The following is a 20820-nucleotide window of genomic DNA, read 5'->3' as shown; positions in this document are numbered from 1 at the left end:
TCATCCGGTCGGTCGAACGGAGTGGCGATGTCCGGCCGGACGCGCCATCCTCGTTGATCATGCGGATCGCCGTCGCCCTGCTCGCCTGCTCAGCCCTGCTCCTCACTCCCGGCCCGGCCCCGGCGGACGGTCCACAAGCGACATACGTGCTGCGCGTGCCTGCTCCAATGGGTGATTCTGCCCAAAGGTTGTTGCGCCTCGGTTACGACGTGGTGGAGCAACGTGACGGCGACGACCTGTTCGTCGTCGGTGACGAGCGGACGGCGGACGAACTCGCCGCAGACGGGTTCCGGGCGGCTGTCGAGACGGTGATGCCCCCGTCTCAATGGGCGCCGCGGTCATCGGCCGACACGACCTATTACGGCGGATATCGGACCATCACCGCGCAGTTCGTCCATCTGAACGAAGTGGCTCAAGCACATCCCGAACTCGCGACCGTCGTCGACTACGGCGACTCGTGGCGCAAGACGAAGGGCAGCGGCGGCTACGACCTGAAAGCCCTCTGCCTCACCCGCAAAGGCCCGGGTGACTGCGCGTTGACGCCGACCGCGCCCAAGCCGCGGTTGTTCGTGATGGGCCAGCTGCACGCCCGTGAGATCACCACCGGCGACATGGCGTACCGCTTCATCGACGACCTGGTCGGCAGCGAACTCACCGCGATGCTCGACGACGTCGAGGTCTGGGTCGTCCCGATCGCCAACCCGGACGGCGTCGAGATCGTCGAGTCCGGTGGCGACTCGCCCGTCCTGCACCGCAAGAACGCCAACGGCACCTGCACGTCCTCGCGCGGCGTCGACCTGAACCGCAACGCGGGCTCGCACTGGGGCGAGGTCGGGTCGTCCACGAACAAGTGCGCCGAGACCTACCGCGGCCCGCGTGCCGACAGCGAGGTGGAGGTCCAGGCGCTGGAGTCGTTGTGGCGCAAGCTCTACCGCGACACCCGCGCGCCCGGTGACACGGCGGCGGCCTCGGCGGACACCACCGGCGCCGTGATCTCCATGCACAGCTACGGCGACTACGTGCTCTTCCCGTGGGGCTGGAGCACTCAGAAGACCGGCAACGACGCCGCGCTGCGCAAGATGGCGAACGACATGGCCGCGCTGTCCGGGTTCACGGCGGGCCAGCCCGGCGAGGTGCTCTACAACGCCTCCGGCGCCACCGACGACTGGGTGTACGACGACCTCGGTGTGCCCAGCTTCGTCTGGGAGATCGGCGCGAGCTCCGGGAAGTGCGGTGGCTTCCTGCCGCCGTACTCGTGCCAGGCGGACGTGCATTGGCCGAAAGTGCGTCGCATGCTCGTTTCGGCCATGAATGCAGCAAAACGCCCGTACTGATCGTTGGGGTGGCATGGGGAAACGTTTGCTGGCCACCACAGCCGCTCTCTGCCTGCTCTTCACGGGGACCGCGGTCGCCGAGCCGCAGCAGGTGGACCGCAAGATCGTCCAGGAGGGGCTGGACGAGCTCGTCGCCCTGGGGTTCGCCACCGGCACCCAGGCACGCCTGACGGACGGCCGGACCCGCTTCAGCGCGCGGTCCGGCAGCGCCGAGATCGACCGCCCGCGCCCGGTGCCGTTGAACGGCCGCTTCCGCGCGGGCAGCATCACCAAGACCTTCACCTCGACCGTCGTGCTCCAGCTCGCCGGTGAGGGGGAGGTCGAGCTGGACGCGCCCGTCGACCGCTACCTGCCGGGTCTGGTGGACCGGCGGATCACCGTCCGCCAGTTGCTCCAGATGACCGCCGGCCTGTTCAACTACACGAACGCGCTGAAGTTCGACCCGCAGGGCTTCGAGGCGATCCGGTACCGGAGCTGGACGCCGGAGGAGCTCGTCGCGATCTCCACGGCCCGGCCGCTCGACTTCGAGCCCGGCACGAGGTGGAACTACTCCAACACCAACTACGTCGTGCTCAGCATGCTGATCGAGAAGGTCACCGGCCGGTCCTACGAGCGGGCCGTCGAGCAGCGGGTGCTGAAGCCGTTGCGCCTCACCGAGACCAGGTTCCCCGGCGACGACGTGGAGATCCGCGGCCCGCACGCCCGCTCGTACGGCGTGGTGGACGGCAGGACGGTCGACACCACGCGCTGGAACCCGTCCGTCTTCAAGGGCGCCGGTGACGTCATCACGACCACCCGCGACCTCGACACGTTCTACGGCGCCCTGCTCACCGGCGAGCTGCTCGAGCCCGCCGAGCAGACCGAACTCACCAGGACCACGGCCGTGAGCACCGACTACGGCCTCGGCATCTTCGTGGACAAGGCGCCGTGCGGCACCACGATCATCGGCCACACCGGCGGCGTCCCGGGCTTCGCGAGCTACGCCTACTCGACGCCGGACCTGCGGCGCCGGGTGGAGCTCTCGATCACCCTGGGCACCGGCACCGCGGATCCCACCCCGGCGTTCGCCAAGCTGATCAACGAGATCTTCTGCTGAACGGAGCAGGGGACATCCCTGGGACTCCTGTGCGACTCGAGGTGGATGCGGGCGGACACCGCACCTCGATTAGCTGGGTCGCATGGGGATTCGACTGACAGCAACGATCACGGCAACGAGCCTGCTGGCTCTCACCACGGCGGGCGTCGCCTCGGCGGACACGTCGAGCGTCGACCGCGCGGTGATCCAGCAGGCCTTGGACCAGGTCACGCAGAGCGGCGCCGCGCTGGGCGTGCAGGCGAGGGTCACGGACGGACGGCAGCGGTTCACCGCGGTGTCCGGCAAGGCGGAGCTGAACGGCTCCCGGCCCGTTCCGGCGGACGGCCGGTTCCGCGTCGGCAGCATCACCAAGACGTTCGTCGCGACCGTGGTGCTCCAACTCGTGGGGGAGGGCGAGGTCGACCTGGACGCACCGGTGGTCCGCTACCTTCCTGGCCTGATCGACGAGCGCATCACCGTCCGCCAGGTCCTGCAACACACCAGCGGCCTCTACAACTACACGCAGGCGCTGCCGCTCAACCCGGACGAGTTCGAGCAGATCCGCTACAAGCACTGGGAACCCGCCGAGCTCCTCGCGCTGGCCACGAGCAAGCCGCTGGACTTCGACCCCGGCACCCGGTGGAACTACTCCAACACCAACTACGTCGTCGCCGGACTGCTCGTCGAGAAGATCACCGGCAAGCCCTACGAGAGGGCGGTGGAGCAGCGCATCCTGAAGCCGTTGCGGCTGAAGGACACCGAGGTGCCCGGCGACAAGGCCGCCATCAGCGGCCCGCACGCGCGGGCGTACTGGGTGGTGGCAGGGCAGCCTTCCGAGATCACCAAGATGAACCCGTCGGTCGCCTGGGCGGCCGGCGAGATGATCTCCACGACCCGCGACCTCGACACGTTCATCGACGCGCTGGCCGACGGCAAGCTGTTGAAACCCGCGCAGCAGAAGGAGATCAGCAAGACCACGGCCGTGAGCCCCGGGTACGGCCTCGGCCTCCAGGTCGAGACCCTGCCGTGCGGTGCGAAGGTGTGGGGTCACGGCGGCGGCATCCCCGGCTACTCGTCGCAGCTGCTGACCTCGCCGGACACCAAGCAGCGCTTCGAGCTCAACGCCACCGGCGGCCCGACGCAGGGCAACCCCGGCGAGGCCTTCAACCGGATCCTCACCGAGGTCTTCTGCTGACCATGAAACTGGTAGCCGCACTCACCGCCGCGGCGTTGCTGGCCACCGCCGGCACCGCCGCGGCGGCACCACCCGAGCACCGGGACGTCCAGCGGACCATCGACGAACTGGCGAAGTCCGGTGGCGCACTGGGCATCCAGGTCCGCATCGACGGCCGCGACACGCTCCGGTCCGGCTTCGCCGAACGGGGTTCGCGCAGTCCCGTGCCGCACAACGGAACCTTCCGCATCGGCAGCGTCACCAAGCCGTTCGTGTCCACCGTGGTGCTCCAGCTGGCAGGCGAGGGGAGGCTCGACCTGGACGCGCCGGTGGTCCGCCACCTGCCCGGCCTGGTCGACGCCCGCATCACCGTCCGCCAGCTGCTGCAGCACACCAGCGGCCTCTACGACCACACCGAAGCCCTGCCGCTCGACCCCGCCGGGTTCCACACGATCCGCTTCAAGTCGTGGACCGAACAGGAACTGGTGGACATCGCCACCAGCCGCCCGTTGCTCTTCGAACCGGGCACCGGGCAGAGCTACTCCAACACCGGCTACGTCGTGTTGGGCATGCTCATCGAGAAGGTGACCGGGAGGCCGTACCAGCACGCCGTCGAGCAGCGGATCGTGAAACCGTTGCGGCTGAGGGACACCGTGCTGCCACGCACCACTGTGGACGTTCCGGGAAGGCACGCCCACGGCTACTACCCGGACGCCGAAGGCAACGTCATCGACGTCACGCGCCTCAACCCGTCGTGGGGAGGTGCGGCGGGGGAGATGATCTCGACGACCCGCGACCTCGACACGTTCCTGGCCGCGCTGCTCGCCGGCAAACTGCTGAAACCCGCCCAGCAAAGGGAACTGACGCGCACCACGGCCGTCAGCCCCGGCTACGGCCTGGGCCTCTCGGTGGTGCGGCTGGAGTGCGGCACCACGATCTACGGCCACGACGGCACGATCCACGGGTTCGCGTCCCTGATGCTCGGCACGCCGAACGGCAAGCGCTTCGAGCTGTCCGTCACCGACAACGGCAGCAACGCCGAACCCGGTGACGCCTACCGCAAGCTGATGAACCAGCACTTCTGCTGAGGTTCCAGGCGAAACAAAAGGGGAGCTGGGTTGACCCAGCTCCCCTCCCGGCGTTTATGAAGATCAGCCGAGGCCGTTCTTCATCGCTTTCACCAACTCACCGTTCGAGGTGTCTCCGGACATCTCCCAGAAGAAGGCGCCACCGAGACCCTGGTTGTTCGCGTACTGCATCTTGCCGTTGATCGTGGCCGGGGTGTCGTAGCTCCACCACTGGTCACCACACTTCGCGTACGCGGTACCCGCGACCGTGCCGTTGGCCGGGCAGGAGGTCTTGAGCACCTTGTAGTCCTGGATGCCCGGCTCGATGCCCGGCGCAGGGCCGGTCGCCGTGCCGCCAGGAGCAGCCTGCGTGACGCCGGTCCAGCCGCGGCCGTAGAAGCCGATGCCGAGCAGGAGCTTCTTGGACGCGACGCCCTTGCCCTTGAGCTTCTGGATCGCCGCGTCGGAGTAGAAGCCCGCGGTCGGGATGCCGGCGAAGTTCGTCAGCGCCGAGTGCGGAGCCGTCGGACCCTGGGCAGCCCACGCACCGAAGTAGTCGTAGGTCATGACGTTGTACCAGTCGACGAACTGCGCAGCGCCGGCGTAGTCAGCGGCGTCGATCTTGCCACCGTTGGTGCCGTCGGCCGTGATGGCCGAGGTGACCAGGTAGTTCTGGCCGAACTTCTGGCGCAGCTTCTGCATCAGCAGGCGGTAGGAGTCGAAACCGCTCGTGTCGCAGGTGAGACCACAGGCGTTCGGGTACTCCCAGTCGATGTCGATGCCGTCGAACAGGTTCGCCCAGCGCGGGTCCTCGAGCAGCGAGTAGCAGGAGTCCGCGAAGGCCTGGCGCGAAGCATCGTCCTTGGCTGCGGCAGCGAAACCGCCGGACCAGGTCCAGCCACCGAACGAGTACAGCACCTTGATGTGCGGGTACTTCTTCTTCAGCTTGAGCAGCTGGTTGAAGGCACCGCGAACCGGCGCGTCCCACACGTCAGCGACACCGTCGACCGACTCGGCCGCCGTGTACGACTTCTCGATCGCCGGGAACGACTCACCGATCACACAACGGCCGTTCGTCACGTTGCCGAACGAGTAGTTGATGTGCGTGATGTTCGCGGCCGTGCCGGAGGTGTCCATGTTCTTCGGCAGGTAGTTCTTGGCGGGGTAGGTGCCCCACTCGGTGAAGTAACCGAGGTTGATCTTGCCGCCAGGCTGAGGACCACCGGTCGTGGTCGTCGTCGTGGTGGTCGTGGTGGTGGTCGTCGTGGTCGACGTCGTCGTGGTGGTCGTCGGGTTCGTCCCGCCGGCCTCACACGAGCCACCGTTGAGCTTGCAGTTGGTCGGCGCACCGAACGTGCCGGTGTAGGAGCCGTTGAAGCCGAAGCTCACCGACCCGCCGACACCGATGTTGCCGTTCCAGGTGTTCTTGACCGTGACGGTCTGACCGCTCGTCGTGTACGAGCCGTCCCAGAGCGAGGTGACCTTGTGGTTGGCCGGGAGCGTGAACTCCACGGTCCACGACGTCAGGGCCGCCGCGCTGTTGTTCTTGATCGTGTACTTGCCCTCGAAGCCCGTTCCCCAGTCCGAACCCTTGGAGAACGTGGCGGAAACGCCACCGGCACCGCTCGCGGCGGGCACGACGACGATTCCGAGGACCAACGCGGACAGGGCCGCGAAGAGAGCAGCTAGATGCCATCGGAACTTGGACATCGGTCTCCTCAGTCGCAGGGGGTACCGGGAACGATGTGGTTTAGACCACTCGAAGGTCAAGGTCTAGACCTCTGCCGTCACTCGAATGGAGCAGTTCGAAAACGGTTTAGTGAGGCCCGCATGTCTTGTTTCGGTCTGTTTGGTTAACCATTGGAGGGGTTCCGAGACGACAACCCTTCGGGTCGACTTCCGCCCCGGTGACTGCACACAGAGGACAGTCGGCCCTAACGTCGTTCCATGCCAAAGCGTTTCTCCACGGCACGCGGCCGCGAGTTCGGCGACGCCCTCCGCAAGGCGGTGTTCAGCACGGGCATGACCGCGCGCGAGATCTGCGAGAAGATCGACTGGGACCCCGGCAAGCTCTCGGATCTGATGAACGGCAAGGGCGGCTGCACCGAGGTCGATCTGGCGATCTTGCTCAGCTTCTGCCGCATCGATCCAGCCGAACGCGACCACCTGATGAGCCTCCACGACGAGACAGGCCAGAAGATCTGGTGGCAGCACTTCGCTGACCAGCAGTCGTTCCGGATGAGGACCTTCCTGGAACACCTGTGGAAGGCCAAGGAGTTCGTCGTGTGGCAGCCCCTGGTGCTGCCGGGCCTGCTCCAACTTCCCGACTACCTGCGGGCGATCTGTCTCGAGACGGTCAACCTGCCCCACGAAGAGATCGAAGACAGGGTCAAGGGCCGCCTGGCCATGCAGCAAGTCTTCCGGCAGAGGCTCGACTGCACCTTCTACATGCATGAGCAGGTGCTGCTGTCACCGGTGGGTGGCGCGGACGTGATGCGTGCGCAGCTGCACCACGTGTTGCAGCTGTCTGTGCGGCCGTACATCCACATCCGGATCGTGCCGTTCGCCGCCGGCGCGCACGCGGGCCTGTCGGGCAGCTTCGACCTGATGAGGTTCGACCGGCACGAGCCGGTGGTCTTCCTGGAGGCCGAGAACTCCATCCTCGTCGTCGAGCGCAACGATTCGATCAGGGACTACGAGAACATCCTCAAGGGCCTCGATCGCGCCGCCTTGAGCGAGGAAGACTCCCGCGGGCTGATCGCCAAGCTGGCGGCCTGACCTGCCGGTCCTGGCTGGGGCGAACAGCTACTCCACGCTCACGCAGGGGTCCCCCTCCAGGGGTCCCCTGATTCAATTATCCCAGCGAGGTCTGACAGTTTTTGGCGCTCGCACCCCCCACCGTGGCTCCGGCCGTGCTCGGCGGCCCTGCTTCCGGCGCGGTCCGGCAAGTTCGCACCATCGGGTCAACCCGGCTAGTCCGCCGAGCAACCCCCACGCCCGTCCCAAACGATGATGGGCGTGTACTTCACCGTTCCTGAACAGGCAAGACGTGACCACCCGGTCGAATCCGCCCTGGCCGACCTCCGTGCCGGACGCCCGGTGGTCGTGGTCGACGACGAGGACCGCGAGAACGAGGGCGACCTGGTCATGGCCGCCCAGCACGCCACCGCGCAGTCGCTCGCGTTCTACGTGCGGCACACGAGCGGGCTGGTCTGCGCGCCGATGACCGCGGAGGTCGCCGACCGGTTGCGGCTGCCGCTCATGGTCCAGGACGACGAAGACCCGGAAGGCACCGCGTTCACGGTGTCGGTCGACAGCGCCACCGGCATCGAGTCCGGCATCTCGGCTGCTGATCGTGCGACGACGCTCCGCACGTTGGCGGACCCGGCGAGCACCCATGAGAGCGTGCGGCGGCCTGGGCACGTGTTTCCGTTGCGCGCGCGTGAAGGTGGTTTGGCGGTGCGGCGCGGGCACACCGAGGCCGCCGTCGAGTTGATGCGGCTGGCCGGGTTGCGGCCCGTCGCGGTGATCAGCGAGGTCTGCAACGGGGACGGGAGCGTGGCGCGGGTGCCGCAGCTGCGGAAGTTCGCCGGGCAGCACCGGTTGAGGCTGGTGTCCATCGAGCAGATCGCGGCCTTCGCGGCGGAGGGCGTGGTGGCGCGATGACGTTGCTCGCCACCGTTTTCGACCTCGACGACACCCTCGTCGACAGCGCCGCGACCTGGCAGCGGGTGATCGGCGCCGTCGCCGCCCGGCACGGCTACCGCTGGACCGCCGCCGACTGGGCCGCGGTCCAGGGGACCTCGACCTGGGCCGCCTACCTCGCGCAACGGTGCGGTGACCTCACGCCGGAGCGGGCGGGTTCCGAGTGCGTCGACGGCATGGTGGACGCCATCGCGCGCGGTGAGTTCGGGCTGCTGCCCGGTGCGGCGGAGCTGATCGCGCAGGCCGCGGAACTCGGGCCGGTCGGGCTCGTGTCGGCGTCACCGCGCCGGTACGTGCGGGCGGCGGCGTCGGCGTCCGGGCTCCGGAGGCACGTCGAGGCCATCGTGACCGGGGACGACGTCACCCGTGGCAAGCCCGCGCCGGACCCGTACCTGCTGGCGGCGCGCAAGCTCGGGCTCGACCCCGTCCACTGCCTCGCGGTCGAGGACTCGGCGTCCGGCATCCGGTCGGCGCACGCGGCCGGGATGACGGTGCTCGCGATCCCCAACGCCGTCACCGCGCGCGACGCCGAGGTGTTGCGGCTGGCGGCGCTCCAGGCGGCGGATGCCCGGATCGCGGCCAGGGAGATCTGCCGGCTCTGGGTGGACGTCTACGCACTCAGCCGATAGCGCGTTCCGCTCCCCACGCGGCGATGTCCTCCCGGCTGCGCAGGCCCAGCTTGTCGCGCAGCCGGTGCAGCCGGGAGGCCACGGTCCGCACGGACACGTTGAGGCGGTTGGCTATCTGCTGGTTGGTCAGGCCGGTGGCCAGCAGCGCGACCACCCGGCGCTCGTGGTCGTCGAGCGAGTCGAACGCGGCCTCGGTGCGGTCCAGCCACACCTCGTCCTGGATGAACGCCTCGGTCTCCGCCGCGCTCAACGGCGTCGATGCCGCATCTGCGCGCGCGACGGGCAGCATCAGCCGTGCGGTGCGCATGGCGCCGGCGACCTTCTCCGCCCAGAACGGGTTCGGCACGACTCCGACCGAACGGCGCATGGCACGTCCGGTGGCCTCCAGCCGTAGCGCGCGCTCTGCCTGACCTCGTGTCAACGCAACCACGGCCAAGCCTTCCAGGGCGTCTGGCGCGGTCAACGGGTTGATGCCGTCCATGCGCAGTGCTTCCTGGAACGCGTGCGTGGCCTCGTCCAGGTCGCCCTGCACCAACGCGACGGCACCCCGTGTGTTCAAAGCGGAGGCAATGCGCGCGGGGACACCTGACGCGCGCGAGATGGGCAACGCCGACATGACGTTCTCCTCGGCGCGTTCGTGCTTGCCGAGAGACAAGGCCGTGCGTGCCAAATCGACCAACGCCGTCGCACGGGCCAACGGCTCGCCCAGCAACTCGGCGACCCTCAAGCACTCCGTGTTGTTCTTGTCCGACGCCTCCCACTCACCGGACGACTGCTGCACGGCCGCCAGCGTGCTCCGGCTGCTCATCACCAACGCCGGTTGCCCGATGGTCCTGACCAGCCGCGACGCCTCGGCGGACAGTTCCAGCGCCTCGTCGTGGTCACCCTGCTCGGCCGCGAACCGGGCGGCGTGGTTCAGCGCCACGCAGCGGTAGTCGTCCCTTGTGGACGGTCTCCGTAGCGCGTCGCGCAGCATCGCCCGAGCCTGACCCAGTCGTCCACGCCGGGCGGCGCAGTCCGCCAGCGCCGACGTCAGCAGCAGCAACCGTTCGTCCGCGCGATCAGCGGCCCATTCGACCGTGCCCAGCAGGCTGTCGACGTGGTTGTCGAGCTTGTGCTGCACGTCCGCCGACATCGACATGGGCGCGGTGATCAGCACGTCCGACAGGTCGGTGAACCAGCGGGCCAGCGCCTCGTAGGCGACGTCCAGCTCGCCCGCCGCCACCAGCTTCTCCCTGGCGTGCAACCGGATCGTCTCCAGCTGCCGGAACCGCGTCGTGCCGGGCACGGCCGTCACCAGCGACTTCGCCTGCAGCCGCGAGAGCACGTCCAGCACCGGTTCCGCCGACCGTTCCGACGAGCAGACCTCGGTCGCCGCGGCCAGGTCGAAGCCGCCGTCGAACACGGAGAGCCGGCGCAACGCGAACTGCTCGTCCGGCTGCAACAGCCGGTAGCTCCAGTCGATGGCCTCCCGCAACGAACTCTGCCGCGGAGACTTGCGGCAGCCCAGCGTCAGCAGTTCCAGCGGCTCGTCCATGCGGTCGCAGATGTCCGCGACCGGCAGCAACCGCACCCAGCGCGCCGCGAGTTCGATCGCGAGCGGCATGCCCTCCAAACGCGCGCACAACAACGCCACAGCAGCGGTGTTCTCCGCGGACAGGCGGAAGTCGGGCTTGCGTTCGCGCGCACGGTCCACGAACAGCTTCACGGCCTCGGAACGCGGCGCCGCCGTCGTCACGAGGTCGCGGTCCGTCGACGGGACGGGCAGTCCCTCGACGGGGAAGCTGACCTCGCCGGTGATCCACAACGCCTCGCGCGACGTCGCGAGCACCCGGACGCCGGGGCAGCGGTTGAGCAGCACGTCGGTGAGTTCGGCGCAGGTGTCGAGCAGGTGCTCGCAGTTGTCGAGCACCACGACGACCTTCATGTTCACCAGCGTCTCGAGCACGGTGTCGCGCAACGGTTCGTCGGTCTCGGCGGTCACTCCGAGCGCGTCGGCGAGGGCGGGCACGACGTCTCGGGAAGCGGTGATCTCACCCAGTTCGACGAGCAGGACGCGGTCGGTCCGGCCGCGCCGCAACCGTCCGGCGGCCTCCAGCGCGAGCCTCGTCTTGCCCGCACCCGCACTGCCGACGAGCGTAACGAGACGATGCCTGCGCAACAGCTGGTCGAGTTTCGACAGCTCCTGCTGGCGGCCCACGAACGTGTCGCGGGCAGCAGGCAGGTTGGAGAGGACACGCAGGTTTTGCCTGGTAGCGGGCATTGGCGCGGTAACGGTCACGCGGCGGCGATACGCCCGTTGGCGGCAGGCGTTGGAGCAGTAGGACCTGCGTTGCTCGGAGGTGGCGGGAGGCAGCGCGCCGTCGCACAGAGCGCAACGTCCGGTGCTGGTCATGAGTCCCTCTCCGCAAGCCGTAACGGCAGGAGGTTCCTGTCTCGTTCCGGTGTTTGCGCTGTTCGTGGGCGGTGGCCCTGGACGTGCAACCCGTTACGCCTCCGTGTGCGTGAGACGGTTCGCAACCTGCTCGTTATGCATGCCTTCCCGGCGCTCTCGTTCGGGAACAAACTGGAAGCTGGTCCGGTCTGACAGGGAGTGCGCATGACGTTGACGACGAGCACCTCGTGGGCGAGCGCAGGGCTGCAGCTCGTGGACAAACCGCGCACGATCACCGTCGGCATCGCCGACGACGAGGTGTTGATCCGCACGGGTGTCCGCGGTGTGCTGGAGCGGTCCGGCAACGTCGCGGTGGTCGGCGAGGCGGGCGACGGCGGCGGGGCGCTGGAGCTCGCGCGGCGGCAACGTCCGCAGGTGCTGTTGATGGACGCGTCCATGCCCGGCATGGAGGGGCTCACCGCGGTGCGGATGGTGCGCAGGCACGTGCCGGGCACCCAGGTGATCATGCTGTGCACCCCGCAGACCGAAGAGATGTTGTTTCCCGCGTTGCGCGCGGGCGCGGCGGGATTCCTGTTCAAGAACGGCGAACCCGACGCCCTCGTGAAGGCCGTGCGCGCCGTCGCCGCCGGAGAGGCGATGCTCTCGCCGTCCGCGACCCGTGCGTTGATCGACCACTTCACCGGCGCCGACTCGGAACGACGGGACGCCGCGCGCAGCCGCATCGGCCTGCTCACCCGGCGGGAGCAGGAAGTGCTCGTGTACTTGGCGCAGGGCATGGCGAACGCACGCATCGCAAGGCTCATGTACCTCTCGGAGGGGGCTATCAAAGCCCACGTCAGCCGACTGCTGACGAAACTTCGGTGCGACAACCGCGTCCAAGCCGCCCTCATCGCACGCGACGCCGCCCTTCCCTGCTGAAATCCCGACAACTCCTGCAACGGCGCGACGGTCAGCCTAGCCACGGATTTTCGCGCCGAGTAGCAGGTCACCCGGTTGGCCCCGTCCGGAATGATGTCGCTTTCCCGCCAGCGTCTCGGTTGGAATGGCGTCATGCTTGACGGCATGCCGCCGGCCACGTTCTCGGAACGCTTGCACTTTCAGCCACCGCTGTGTCCCGACAACCTGTTCGGCCACCTCATCGCCACCGCGGTTCCCGGCGTGGAGGAGTGGCGGGACGGTGTCTACCGGCGAACCCTGCGACTTCCTCGCGGCTTTGGCACCGTGGCTTTGCGGCCGTTCCCGGACCACGTCGAGTGCGTCCTCGAACTGTCGGATTCTCGCGATTCGGCCAGTGCTCTAGACCTTTGCCGCTTCCTTCTGGACCTCGACGTGGATCCATTCGCGGTCGATGAGGCGTTGTCCGCCGATCCGCTTTTGGCGCCGTTGGTGGCGGCCGCTCCCGGACGTCGTGTGCCGCGCACGGTGGACGGGGCGGAGTTCGCGATCAGGGCCGTTCTGGGACAGCAGGTCTCGACGAAGGCCGCCCGCACGCACGCCGCCCGGCTCGTCGCGGCCGAGGGGACGCCGGTGGGGGACCTGTTGCTGTTCCCGCTGTCGTTCGACGTTGCGGCGATGGCGGTGCCGGAGTCCCGCCGGCGCACGATGGCGGCGTTGCTGGAGGCCTTGGAATCCGGTTTGGACCTCTCGCCGTCGGCGGACCGGGTCGTTGCGCGGGAATGGCTTTCGTCGTTGCCGGGGTTCGGGCCGTGGACCGTCGAGTCGATCCTGATGCGCGCTCTCGGGGACCCCGACGCGTTCCTGCCGACGGACCTCGGGATCCGGCTCGCCGCCGAGGCCCTGGGTCTGCCGTCGACGCCCGCGGCGCTGGTCAGGCGCGCGGAGGCGTGGCGGCCGTGGCGGGCGTACGCGGTGCAGCACCTGTGGGCGACCGGTGATCACGAGGTGAACCGAATCCCGGCCTGACCTGCACGCTCGCGTACATCGCCGTCGAGTCCCGGTGGACGAAACCGGGCAACGGCGGCGGGTCCTGGGCGAACTGTTGGAGCACCTCGAAAACGTCCATCGCCGTGTCCGGGCGTTCGTCGGGTTCCTTGGCCAGCAGGCTTTGCAGCGTGGCGTTGAGCGGGCCGGGGACCTGCGGCGGTGCTTCCTTGACGTGCTTGTCGAACACCGCGTAGGCCGTCGGGCCGGTGAAGAGTTGTTCGCCCGTCAGCATTTCGTGCAGCACGCAGCCCAACGCGTACAGGTCGCTGCGCGGTTCGGCCGTGCCGCGCTGGATCTGCTCCGGGGCCATGTAGCTCGGCGTGCCGAGGATCTGGCCGGCGCGGCTGAACGGGGCGACGTCGCTCTCCTTGAGCAGCGCGAGGCCGAAGTCCAGGACCTTCACCGCGCCGTCCGGGCACAGCATCAGGTTGGTGGGCTTGAGATCGCGGTGGCAGATGCCGCGGTCGTGGGCGGCGGCGAGCACCGCGGCCGTCTGCGCGGCGATGTTGGCGGCCCACGCCTGCGGGAGCGGCCCGAACTCGCCGACCAGGTCCGCGACCGTGACGCCCTCGACGAACTGCATGACCTGGAAGAGGCGCTGCTCGTGCGTGCCGAAGTCGTACAGGACCGGCACCCCGGGGTGTTCCAGGCTCGCGACGATCCTGGCCTCGCGCGCGAACCGGTGCGCCACCTCGTCGTCGCTGCCCGGCAGCCTGAGCAGCTTGACCGCGATGCGCCGATCCAGCCTGAGGTCCCGGCCCTCGTGCACGGCACCCATGCCGCCCCGTCCCAGCGGCAGGTCGTCGATCTCGTAGCGGTCGGCGATCAGCACTTCTGAAGCCTAACCGTCACCGCGGACCGATCTGGCCCTGCAGCAACCCGGCGTACCCGATCCCGATCAACTCGGTCGCTTCCCGCAGTTTCTCCTCGGCCTCCTTGAGCTGCCTGAAGGCCTGTCCGTACTTCCGTTGCTCGGTGAGCGGGAGCGACGGGACCTGCGTTCGTTTGACGTCCAGCCTGGTGGAGCCCGTCGGGGTGCGGGCGAACGCGGCCTTCAGGACGCCCTCGAGGAAGTCCGGGTCGATCTTGCGCGGGTCGATCTCGTAGACGGCACCGGTCGGGGACGTCACGGGGTGCGTGCCGGGCGCGTTGCGGACGAGGTCGCCGATGGTGGTCATCGGCGGCGCGACCGCTTGGAGTTCGGGCAAGGCCGGTGGGGTGTAGACCGCGTCGAGGTACTCGGACGCGTCCGTGCCGGTGCGTCGCGTCGGACTCAGGTCGACGTCGTCGTCCAGCAGGTCGATGACCCTGGTGTTGGGGTCGAGCGGGCCGGGGCGTTGCAGCAGCGCGATGTGTTCGGGGGCGCGGCCGACGGGGTTGCGGAGCAGCCAGAGGTCGCGGCCGGGGGTGACCGTGACGATCGCCCGGATGGCGCCTGCCCTGAGCAGGTTGCCGCGGATCCTCTTTCCCGGCCGCCTGCTGGCTGTTGCCTGGGGGAGCAGCACGGCCACCAGGCCGCCGGGTTTGGTGAGCGAGAGGCAGTGCTGGAGCCAGGCGAGTTCGGGTTCGCCCCTGGGCGGCAGGCCGTAGGTCCACCTCGCGTCGCCGACGAGTTCCTCGTGGCCCCACGTCCGGTCGTGCCACGGGGGGTCGCAGACGACCGCGTCGGCCTTGTGCGCGATCCCGTTGTGGCGCAGGGAGTCGCCGGTGATGATCTGCGCGTCGGGCATGCGCCGCCTCGCGATCACCGCCGACACGGGGTCGATCTCCTGGCCGATCTTGTTGCGCGCCTTCGACGCTTTGAGGAGGCTGCCCGTGCCGCACGCCGGATCGACGACCGTGGTGCCGTCGGTGGTGGCGAGGACGGCCTCGACGACCTCGGGCGGCGTCGGGTTGAGCAGCCGGGAGTGGGCTTCGACGTAGCGCGCGTGCAGGAACTCGAACGTCTCGTCGTCCGTTTCCGTGGTGGCGAGGGCCTCACCGAGCTTGAGGTCGTCGTGCGTCCGCAGCTGCGTCCACAACCTCTCCGCCGGCGACACCCGGAACGACTTCCCGTTGCGCTTCAGCCACACCTCCACGTCCCGGAGGAGGTACAACGGACTGGACGCCGTTCCGCCGACCGGCGAGGGGAAGTCCTCGAACCGCCGCCGCCAGTTGGACACGGCCGCCCGCCCCACCTCGGCGAGCCGCGCGATGTCCCCGGCGCTGACAGTCTCATCCATGTTCACAACCGTATTGCTTGTGAACTCACTTCACAACTGCTCTACTAGAAACATGACACACGAGCTGCGCATCGCCGTGGCCACCGATCCCGGGCTCGTCCGCGAGCACAACGAGGACTCGGTCTACGTCCGCCAGGACGTCCAGGCGGTGGCGGACGGCATGGGCGGCCACGAACACGGCGAAGTGGCCAGCGCGCTCGCGGTGAACGTCCTGGCGGACTGGCAGGGCGACCTCGGCCCGGCCGTGGCGGAGATAGCCCGCCGTCTCGACGCCGAAACCCCGACAGGCGCCGGCACCACGCTGACGGCCATCCGCTGGGAGGGCCTGGCGTTCCAGCTGGCCCACATCGGCGACTCCCGCGCCTACGTGCTGCGCGAGGGCGAACTGCGTCAGCTCTCCCACGACCACACCATGGTCCAGGCCCTGGTGGACGCCGGCCGCATGACGCCGGAGGAGGCGTTGGTCCACCCGCGGCGTGCGTACGTGCTGCGGGCGCTGCAGTCCGGCAACTCGCACGACCCGGACCTGTCCTGGCACCAGGCCAGGGTGGACGACCGGTACCTGCTGTGCAGCGACGGCCTCACCGACTACACGGACCTGGAGGACGTGCACGAGGTGTTGCTGTCCACCGAGGACGGCACGGAGGCGGCGTGGCAGTTGGTCGCGCTGGCCAACGGCAACGGCGGGCCGGACAACATCACGTGCGTGATCGTGGACGTAGTCCGCAAGAAGTGGTGGCAGCGCTAGGTTCCGCTCGCCCGCCTTTCCGGCCGCGCACGTGCCACCTCGCCCGTCAGCTGCCCACCGCGGACCGATCCGCCGTCAGCCTGTGCGGCGCGACTCGTTGCCCGCCAACGCTCCCCCTGAACGTGGAAACGGCCCCGGCGCGCAACGCGCACCGGGGCCGCAGCCTCTAGAGGGGTGTTACAGGTTGGCCGGCATGCCCGACTCGTCGGCCGCCGCCGTGGACGACCCGCTGAGCAGGTCCTTCACGATCTTGTTGGCCTGCTTCACGGCCGGCGTGATCATCTTGATCTGCACCTTGCCGTTGGTCAGCTTGCCGCCGACGTCGTAGGTCTTGTCCTCGTTCGGCAGCGGCAGGGCCTGGCAGCCCGTGAACTGCTTGCGCGGGGTGGCACCGGTCTGGAAGTAGAAGACGATCGGGTCGTCGACGCAGTCCGTGTTGTACGGGAACAGGCCGTGCGAGCCCTCGTTGTCGACGCTGATCATCTTGGCGTTCGGCAGCGCCTTGGCGGTGGCGAGGCCACCCTCGTAGGCGGTGGCGGCGTCGAGCTCGGACTGGGCGACGAGCAGACGCGGGAACGTCTTCTTGTCCGGCTTCGGCATCGAGGTCTTGGCCGGCCAGTAGGCGCAGAGCGGGGTGCTCATGAACGGCGCGATGAACGGTGCGTTCACGGTCAGGTCCGCGAGCCAGTAGTTCCAGTAGTGCAGGTTCTGGTTCCACTGGCCGTCCTGGCAGCGGATCGCCTCGAAGGTGGCGTCCCAGGTCTCGACCTCGGCGGCGGCGGTCGTCGACTTGACGGCCACGCGCTCCTTCTTGGCGATGGCGGCGAGGGCGTTGGTCTTGGCCTTCGCGATGAACGCCTTGTTGTCGTCGGTGGTGCCGGGGATCGTCAGCATCTTCGCGACGACGTTCTCGACGTTCTCCGCCGGCGTGGAAGCCGGGTTGGTCGCGTCGATCACGGAGGCGACGGCCGAGGCGGCCACGTGGTACTGCGTCGTGTCGTACATCGCCGGGATCACGAACCACGCGACGAAGAGCTGGCCGACGAACTCGCGGGTGCCGCCGCCCTTCTCCCACTTGCGGCGGATCTCCATCGGGTCGCTGCCCTGGCCGTACTTGTCGGCGCTGCGGGCCATGAACGGCAGCAGCGCTTCCTGGAACTGGCGGTCGCGGGTGCGCGGCTGCAGGTCCCAGGTGTTCTCGAGGGTCGACTGCGAGGCGTCGACGGCCGAGTCGAGCAGCATGCGGTGGACCTTGGACGGGAACGTCGCGCCGTACCAGGTGCCGAGCCACGTGCCGTAGGAGTAGCCGATGTAGCTCATCTTCTTCTCGCCGAGCAGGACACGGATGAAGTCCATGTCGTACGTGGTCTGCTCGGTGGTGATGAACTGCGTGAGCGGGTTCTCGAGGCAGCCGTCGACCTTGGCCTTGTTCAGCACGTTGACGTCAGTGCTGTTCGGCACGGTGTAGCTGCAGGTGAGCGGCGTGGAGAGGCCGACACCGCGCGGGTCGAACCCGATGAAGTCGTACTGGCCCGCGAGGACCGGGGTGCGCAGCGCCATCGCCGCGCCCCACGGCAGGCCGGAACCGCCGGGACCACCGGGGTTCACGAGCGCGATGCCCTGGCGGCTGGTGCCCTTGTAGGCCGTCTCGGTCTTGGAGACGCGGATGCCGATCGTGTTGCCGTCGGCCGGGTTGTGCCAGTCGCGCGGGACCTGAACGGTCGCGCAGGCGAGGCCCTTGACGGTCTTGAACTTGGCCACGGTGGCCGGGTCGACGCCGGGGAAGGTGCACTCCTCCCAGGTCACCTTCTGCGTGGCGAGCGCACCCGCGAGCGCGGCCGTGTCCGGGTCCTGCTTGGCGGCGGCACCGGCGGCCGGGGTGAGCACGAGGCTCGACGCGATCAACGCCCCCGTCACCACGGCGACGCCGCCTCTGAAGTACTTCCTCAAGGTGGTTCCCCTTCTGCCCCCGCACGGCCCGATGGAGCCGTGCTTGCAACAGAGGAGAAAGGGAAAACGCCGCGTTTAACACTCCTGGGTGATGGCAGAAAGTCGCCATGTCTGGAAACCGTCACTGATCGTGTTCGCAGAGTGATGAAGATTGTCTCAACACTAACTGCGAGTCACTAAAGCCAACCCCGCCGTGACGCCTGGACACCGAGCTGGAAGCGGGTCTGCGCCCCCAGCAACTGCTGCAACCGGCTCACCCGACGGTGCACCGTCCGCTCGCTGACACCCAGTTCGCGGGCGATCGACTCGTCCGTCAGACCCGCGCTGAGCAGTGCCATCAACCGGCGGGTGGCGGTGGTCGGCTCCTGCTGGGTGTCCTCCTGGCCCCTCGGCGTGATCGACACCGCCATCCGCCAGAACGCCTCGAACAGCTCGCTCAGCGCGCTCAGTAGCACGGACGGGTGAATGAGGAGTGCGACGACGTTCCCACCGGTGACCGTCGGAACGGCGATCAACGCCCGGTCCGCGTCGGCGATCACGAGCTTCAACGGCACCCCGGGGAACGTCCGCGCCTGCTCGCCCGCCGAGATGCTCTCCTGCACCGACGCGAACCCGCGCTCGGTCTGCAACAGCGCCGACTCGTACACCACCCGGTACCCGACACCGCGCGCCAGCGCCGGGGGCTGCGCGGGACTCGCCTCCGGCTGCGGGCTCAGGTACGAACCGGGGTCGAGCGCGCGGATCTCCGACTTCGCCTGGCTCTGCATCTCCTCGAACGCGCTGATGACCTCGCCCGCGTCCTTGAGCACCTCGACGAAGTCGACCTCCTTCGCTCCGTGCGAGGCGTAGGCGGCGGCGAGCACCTCGGCGGTCTCGCGCGCCCGGACGGCCGCGGCCTCGTGGCTCGACGCGATCGCGGCCAGCGCCGACCGCGGCGGCCGCACCTCGTCGTCCCTGACCAGCCCCAGCCGCTTCAGCTCGTCGTGCGCCGTTCCGGGCTCGCTCCGGGCACCTCGCAGCATCGCCAGGTACAGCTGCTCGGCCTCACGCGACAGCCCCTCGTGCACTCGACTCCCCTCGGTGGTGCTGAACCGAAGGTACCTGCTCAGACACGCCCAGCGCGCCGCATGGCACCGAGGAACAGCGCGTCGAACCCGCGGTCGGGCAGCACCCTGCGCGCGAACAGGATCGGCCCCGCGCCGAACCCCGCCGCGTACCGCGTCCGGGGCCGCCGGGCCTGCGCCGCCTTCACGATGACGTCCGCGATGACCTTCGGCTCAGACCCGCGCTCGACCTGCCCGAAGAACGCCGACAGCTGCCGCACCTGCTCCTTGTACGCGCCCTCGCCGGACCTCTTGCGCAGGTTCTCGACGGCGATCCCGCCCCACTCGGTCTTGATCGCACCGGGCTGGATCACCACGACGTCGATCCCGAACGGCTTGAGCTCCAACCGCAACGAGTCGCTCAGGCCCTCCACGGCGAACTTCGTGGAGTGGTACCAGCCGCCGAGCGGTTCGTAGATCTTGCCGCCGATCGATGACACGTTCACGATCCGGCCGCTGCGCTGCGCCCGCATGTGCGGCACCACCAGCTGCACCAGCCGGGCGAGCCCGAACACGTTCACCTCGAACTGGTACTTGCCCTCCGACAGCGGCACGTCCTCGAACGCCCCGTACGACCCGTAGCCGGCGTTGTTCACCAGCACGTCGATCCGCCCGGACTCCGCGATGACCTGCTTGACGCCCGCGACCATCGACTCGTCGTCGGTGACGTCCATCTCCAGCACCTTGATGCCCTGCGCGGCGAGACCCTCCATGCGCTGCACCCGGCGCGCCGCCGCGTAGACGGTGTAACCGGCTTTGTGCAGCTCCACCGCCGTGGACTCGCCGATTCCGGACGAGGCACCCGTGACCAGTGCGACCTTCATGACCTGTTCCTCCCGCTCGTTAACCAACCGGTTGGTTGCTAGAGCCAGGCAACCACGTCTCCGCCCCGCTGTCAACTAAACGGTTAGTTGCCATGACCAACCGGTTGGTTAGAATGGGGGTGTGGTGAGGGACAAGGAAGCGACCAAGGCGAAGCTGCTCGACGCCGCTCTGGACGAGTTCGCGGAGTACGGCATCGCCGGCGCGCGCGTCGACCGCGTCGCGGCCAAGGCCGGCTGCAACAAGGCGATGATCTACGCCTACTTCGGCAGCAAGGAGGGCCTGTTCGACGAGGTCCTGAAGATCCAGATCGAGCGCATGATCCGGTCGGTCCCGATCACACCGGAGGACCTGCCGGGGTACGCGGGCAGGTTGTTCGACTCCTACCAGGAGCAGCCGCAGATCCTGCGGCTCGCGGCGTACCACCGGCTGGAGAACGGCTTCGACTCGTTGCCGGAGGCGGAGGTCCAGGCGCACCGCGACAAGATCGCGGCCATCGGCAAGGCCCAGATGGAGGGCAGGATCTCGGCCGAGTTCAACGCGAACGACCTGCTGGACCTGGTCGTGCACATGTCGATCCTCGCGTTCAGCACCCCGAACGCGACGCGCCGGCTCGTGGAGCGCTCGGTCCAGCGCCTGATCGCCGAGTGAC

The 20820-nt window shown here is 68.6% G+C and carries 18 protein-coding genes; 11 read left to right on the top strand and 7 right to left on the bottom strand.

Annotated features, from left to right (window positions below; all coding sequences use genetic code 11):
- Nucleotides 1-59 precede the first annotated feature (59 nt).
- From QSK25_RS35860 to QSK25_RS35845, 4 genes are all read left to right on the top strand, one after another.
- On the top strand, nt 60-1334 hold the full coding sequence (locus tag QSK25_RS35860; RefSeq protein ID WP_285645040.1) for a M14 family zinc carboxypeptidase: 1275 nt from the start codon (nt 60-62) through the stop codon (nt 1332-1334).
- A 13-nt stretch (nt 1335-1347) separates the two neighbouring features.
- A complete protein-coding gene (locus QSK25_RS35855; protein WP_285645038.1) occupies nt 1348-2430 on the top strand; it encodes a serine hydrolase domain-containing protein in 1083 nt (360 codons plus the stop codon).
- Nucleotides 2431-2512: 82 nt separating this feature from the next.
- Complete coding sequence (locus tag QSK25_RS35850) at nt 2513-3604, top strand: serine hydrolase domain-containing protein (RefSeq protein WP_285645037.1); 1092 nt, start codon at nt 2513-2515, stop codon at nt 3602-3604.
- A 2-nt stretch (nt 3605-3606) separates the two neighbouring features.
- On the top strand, nt 3607-4671 hold the full coding sequence (locus QSK25_RS35845; protein ID WP_285645035.1) for a serine hydrolase domain-containing protein: 1065 nt from the start codon (nt 3607-3609) through the stop codon (nt 4669-4671).
- Between the two features lie 63 nt (nt 4672-4734).
- Here QSK25_RS35845 and QSK25_RS35840 read toward each other — a convergent pair whose 3' ends face one another.
- Nucleotides 4735-6360 carry a glycosyl hydrolase family 18 protein gene (locus QSK25_RS35840; RefSeq protein WP_285645032.1) on the bottom strand — a complete coding sequence of 542 codons (1626 nt, stop codon included), beginning with the start codon at nt 6358-6360 and terminating at the stop codon, nt 4735-4737.
- A gap of 237 nt (nt 6361-6597) precedes the next feature.
- Here QSK25_RS35840 and QSK25_RS35835 point away from each other — a divergent pair, with 237 nt between their 5' ends.
- From QSK25_RS35835 to QSK25_RS35825, 3 genes are all read left to right on the top strand, one after another.
- The gene (locus QSK25_RS35835; protein ID WP_285645031.1) at nt 6598-7428 is read left to right on the top strand and encodes a helix-turn-helix domain-containing protein; all 831 of its coding nucleotides are present in this window, start codon (nt 6598-6600) and stop codon (nt 7426-7428) included.
- Nucleotides 7429-7668: 240 nt separating this feature from the next.
- Complete coding sequence (gene ribB / locus QSK25_RS35830; RefSeq protein ID WP_285645029.1) at nt 7669-8316, top strand: 3,4-dihydroxy-2-butanone-4-phosphate synthase; 648 nt, start codon at nt 7669-7671, stop codon at nt 8314-8316.
- On the top strand, nt 8313-8984 hold the full coding sequence (locus tag QSK25_RS35825; protein ID WP_285645027.1) for an HAD family hydrolase: 672 nt from the start codon (nt 8313-8315) through the stop codon (nt 8982-8984). The genes ribB and QSK25_RS35825 overlap by 4 nt, the downstream gene beginning before the upstream one ends.
- On the opposite strand, the gene QSK25_RS35820 is transcribed toward QSK25_RS35825, so the two are convergent.
- Complete coding sequence (locus QSK25_RS35820; protein ID WP_285645024.1) at nt 8974-11379, bottom strand: ATP-binding protein; 2406 nt, start codon at nt 11377-11379, stop codon at nt 8974-8976. The two genes, QSK25_RS35825 and QSK25_RS35820, sit on opposite strands and share 11 nt — an antisense overlap.
- 204 nt (nt 11380-11583) lie before the next feature.
- Here QSK25_RS35820 and QSK25_RS35815 point away from each other — a divergent pair, with 204 nt between their 5' ends.
- Nucleotides 11584-12297, top strand: coding sequence for a response regulator (locus tag QSK25_RS35815; RefSeq protein ID WP_285645022.1), 714 nt, complete (start codon nt 11584-11586; stop codon nt 12295-12297).
- A gap of 144 nt (nt 12298-12441) precedes the next feature.
- The gene (locus QSK25_RS35810) at nt 12442-13302 is read left to right on the top strand and encodes a DNA-3-methyladenine glycosylase family protein (protein WP_285645020.1); all 861 of its coding nucleotides are present in this window, start codon (nt 12442-12444) and stop codon (nt 13300-13302) included.
- On the opposite strand, the gene QSK25_RS35805 is transcribed toward QSK25_RS35810, so the two are convergent.
- Nucleotides 13208-14155, bottom strand: a complete 948-nt coding sequence (locus tag QSK25_RS35805; protein ID WP_285645018.1) for a serine/threonine-protein kinase — start codon at nt 14153-14155, stop codon at nt 13208-13210. The genes QSK25_RS35810 and QSK25_RS35805 overlap by 95 nt on opposite strands.
- Nucleotides 14156-14171: 16 nt before the next feature.
- The gene (locus tag QSK25_RS35800) at nt 14172-15545 is read right to left on the bottom strand and encodes an HsdM family class I SAM-dependent methyltransferase (RefSeq protein WP_285645016.1); all 1374 of its coding nucleotides are present in this window, start codon (nt 15543-15545) and stop codon (nt 14172-14174) included.
- Between the two features lie 52 nt (nt 15546-15597).
- Between QSK25_RS35800 and QSK25_RS35795 the strand changes: the two genes are divergently transcribed.
- The gene (locus tag QSK25_RS35795; protein ID WP_285645013.1) at nt 15598-16293 is read left to right on the top strand and encodes a PP2C family protein-serine/threonine phosphatase; all 696 of its coding nucleotides are present in this window, start codon (nt 15598-15600) and stop codon (nt 16291-16293) included.
- A gap of 177 nt (nt 16294-16470) precedes the next feature.
- On the opposite strand, the gene QSK25_RS35790 is transcribed toward QSK25_RS35795, so the two are convergent.
- The 3 genes from QSK25_RS35790 to QSK25_RS35780 form a co-directional block, all read right to left on the bottom strand.
- Entirely contained in the window at nt 16471-18243 is a 1773-nt protein-coding gene (locus tag QSK25_RS35790; protein WP_285645011.1) for an alpha/beta hydrolase, read from the bottom strand.
- A 176-nt stretch (nt 18244-18419) separates the two neighbouring features.
- Nucleotides 18420-19310 carry a helix-turn-helix transcriptional regulator gene (locus QSK25_RS35785; RefSeq protein WP_285645009.1) on the bottom strand — a complete coding sequence of 297 codons (891 nt, stop codon included), beginning with the start codon at nt 19308-19310 and terminating at the stop codon, nt 18420-18422.
- 38 nt (nt 19311-19348) lie between these two features.
- Nucleotides 19349-20170, bottom strand: a complete 822-nt coding sequence (locus QSK25_RS35780) for an oxidoreductase (RefSeq protein ID WP_285645007.1) — start codon at nt 20168-20170, stop codon at nt 19349-19351.
- A gap of 124 nt (nt 20171-20294) precedes the next feature.
- Here QSK25_RS35780 and QSK25_RS35775 point away from each other — a divergent pair, with 124 nt between their 5' ends.
- A complete protein-coding gene (locus QSK25_RS35775) occupies nt 20295-20819 on the top strand; it encodes a TetR/AcrR family transcriptional regulator (protein ID WP_285645005.1) in 525 nt (174 codons plus the stop codon).
- Nucleotide 20820 lies beyond the last annotated feature (1 nt).

Source organism: Lentzea sp. NBRC 102530 (assembly GCF_030269365.1).
Lineage (GTDB): Bacteria > Actinomycetota > Actinomycetes > Mycobacteriales > Pseudonocardiaceae > Lentzea.
This window is presented reverse-complemented; position numbering and strand designations above follow the sequence as displayed.

Bases quoted from the DNA above. Each gene is read 5' to 3' on its own strand.
- QSK25_RS35780 (WP_285645007.1), bottom strand. From the start codon at position 20,170: ATGAAGGTCGCACTGGTCACGGGTGCCTCGTCCGGAATCGGCGAGTCC.
- QSK25_RS35795 (WP_285645013.1), top strand. From the start codon at position 15,598: ATGACACACGAGCTGCGCATCGCCGTGGCCACCGATCCCGGGCTCGTC.
- QSK25_RS35855 (WP_285645038.1), top strand. From the start codon at position 1,348: ATGGGGAAACGTTTGCTGGCCACCACAGCCGCTCTCTGCCTGCTCTTC.
- QSK25_RS35800 (WP_285645016.1), bottom strand. From the start codon at position 15,545: ATGGATGAGACTGTCAGCGCCGGGGACATCGCGCGGCTCGCCGAGGTG.
- QSK25_RS35845 (WP_285645035.1), top strand. From the start codon at position 3,607: ATGAAACTGGTAGCCGCACTCACCGCCGCGGCGTTGCTGGCCACCGCC.
- QSK25_RS35850 (WP_285645037.1), top strand. From the start codon at position 2,513: ATGGGGATTCGACTGACAGCAACGATCACGGCAACGAGCCTGCTGGCT.
- QSK25_RS35815 (WP_285645022.1), top strand. From the start codon at position 11,584: ATGACGTTGACGACGAGCACCTCGTGGGCGAGCGCAGGGCTGCAGCTC.
- QSK25_RS35820 (WP_285645024.1), bottom strand. From the start codon at position 11,379: ATGACCAGCACCGGACGTTGCGCTCTGTGCGACGGCGCGCTGCCTCCC.
- QSK25_RS35860 (WP_285645040.1), top strand. From the start codon at position 60: ATGCGGATCGCCGTCGCCCTGCTCGCCTGCTCAGCCCTGCTCCTCACT.
- QSK25_RS35810 (WP_285645020.1), top strand. From the start codon at position 12,442: ATGCCGCCGGCCACGTTCTCGGAACGCTTGCACTTTCAGCCACCGCTG.
- QSK25_RS35825 (WP_285645027.1), top strand. From the start codon at position 8,313: ATGACGTTGCTCGCCACCGTTTTCGACCTCGACGACACCCTCGTCGAC.
- QSK25_RS35840 (WP_285645032.1), bottom strand. From the start codon at position 6,360: ATGTCCAAGTTCCGATGGCATCTAGCTGCTCTCTTCGCGGCCCTGTCC.
- QSK25_RS35835 (WP_285645031.1), top strand. From the start codon at position 6,598: ATGCCAAAGCGTTTCTCCACGGCACGCGGCCGCGAGTTCGGCGACGCC.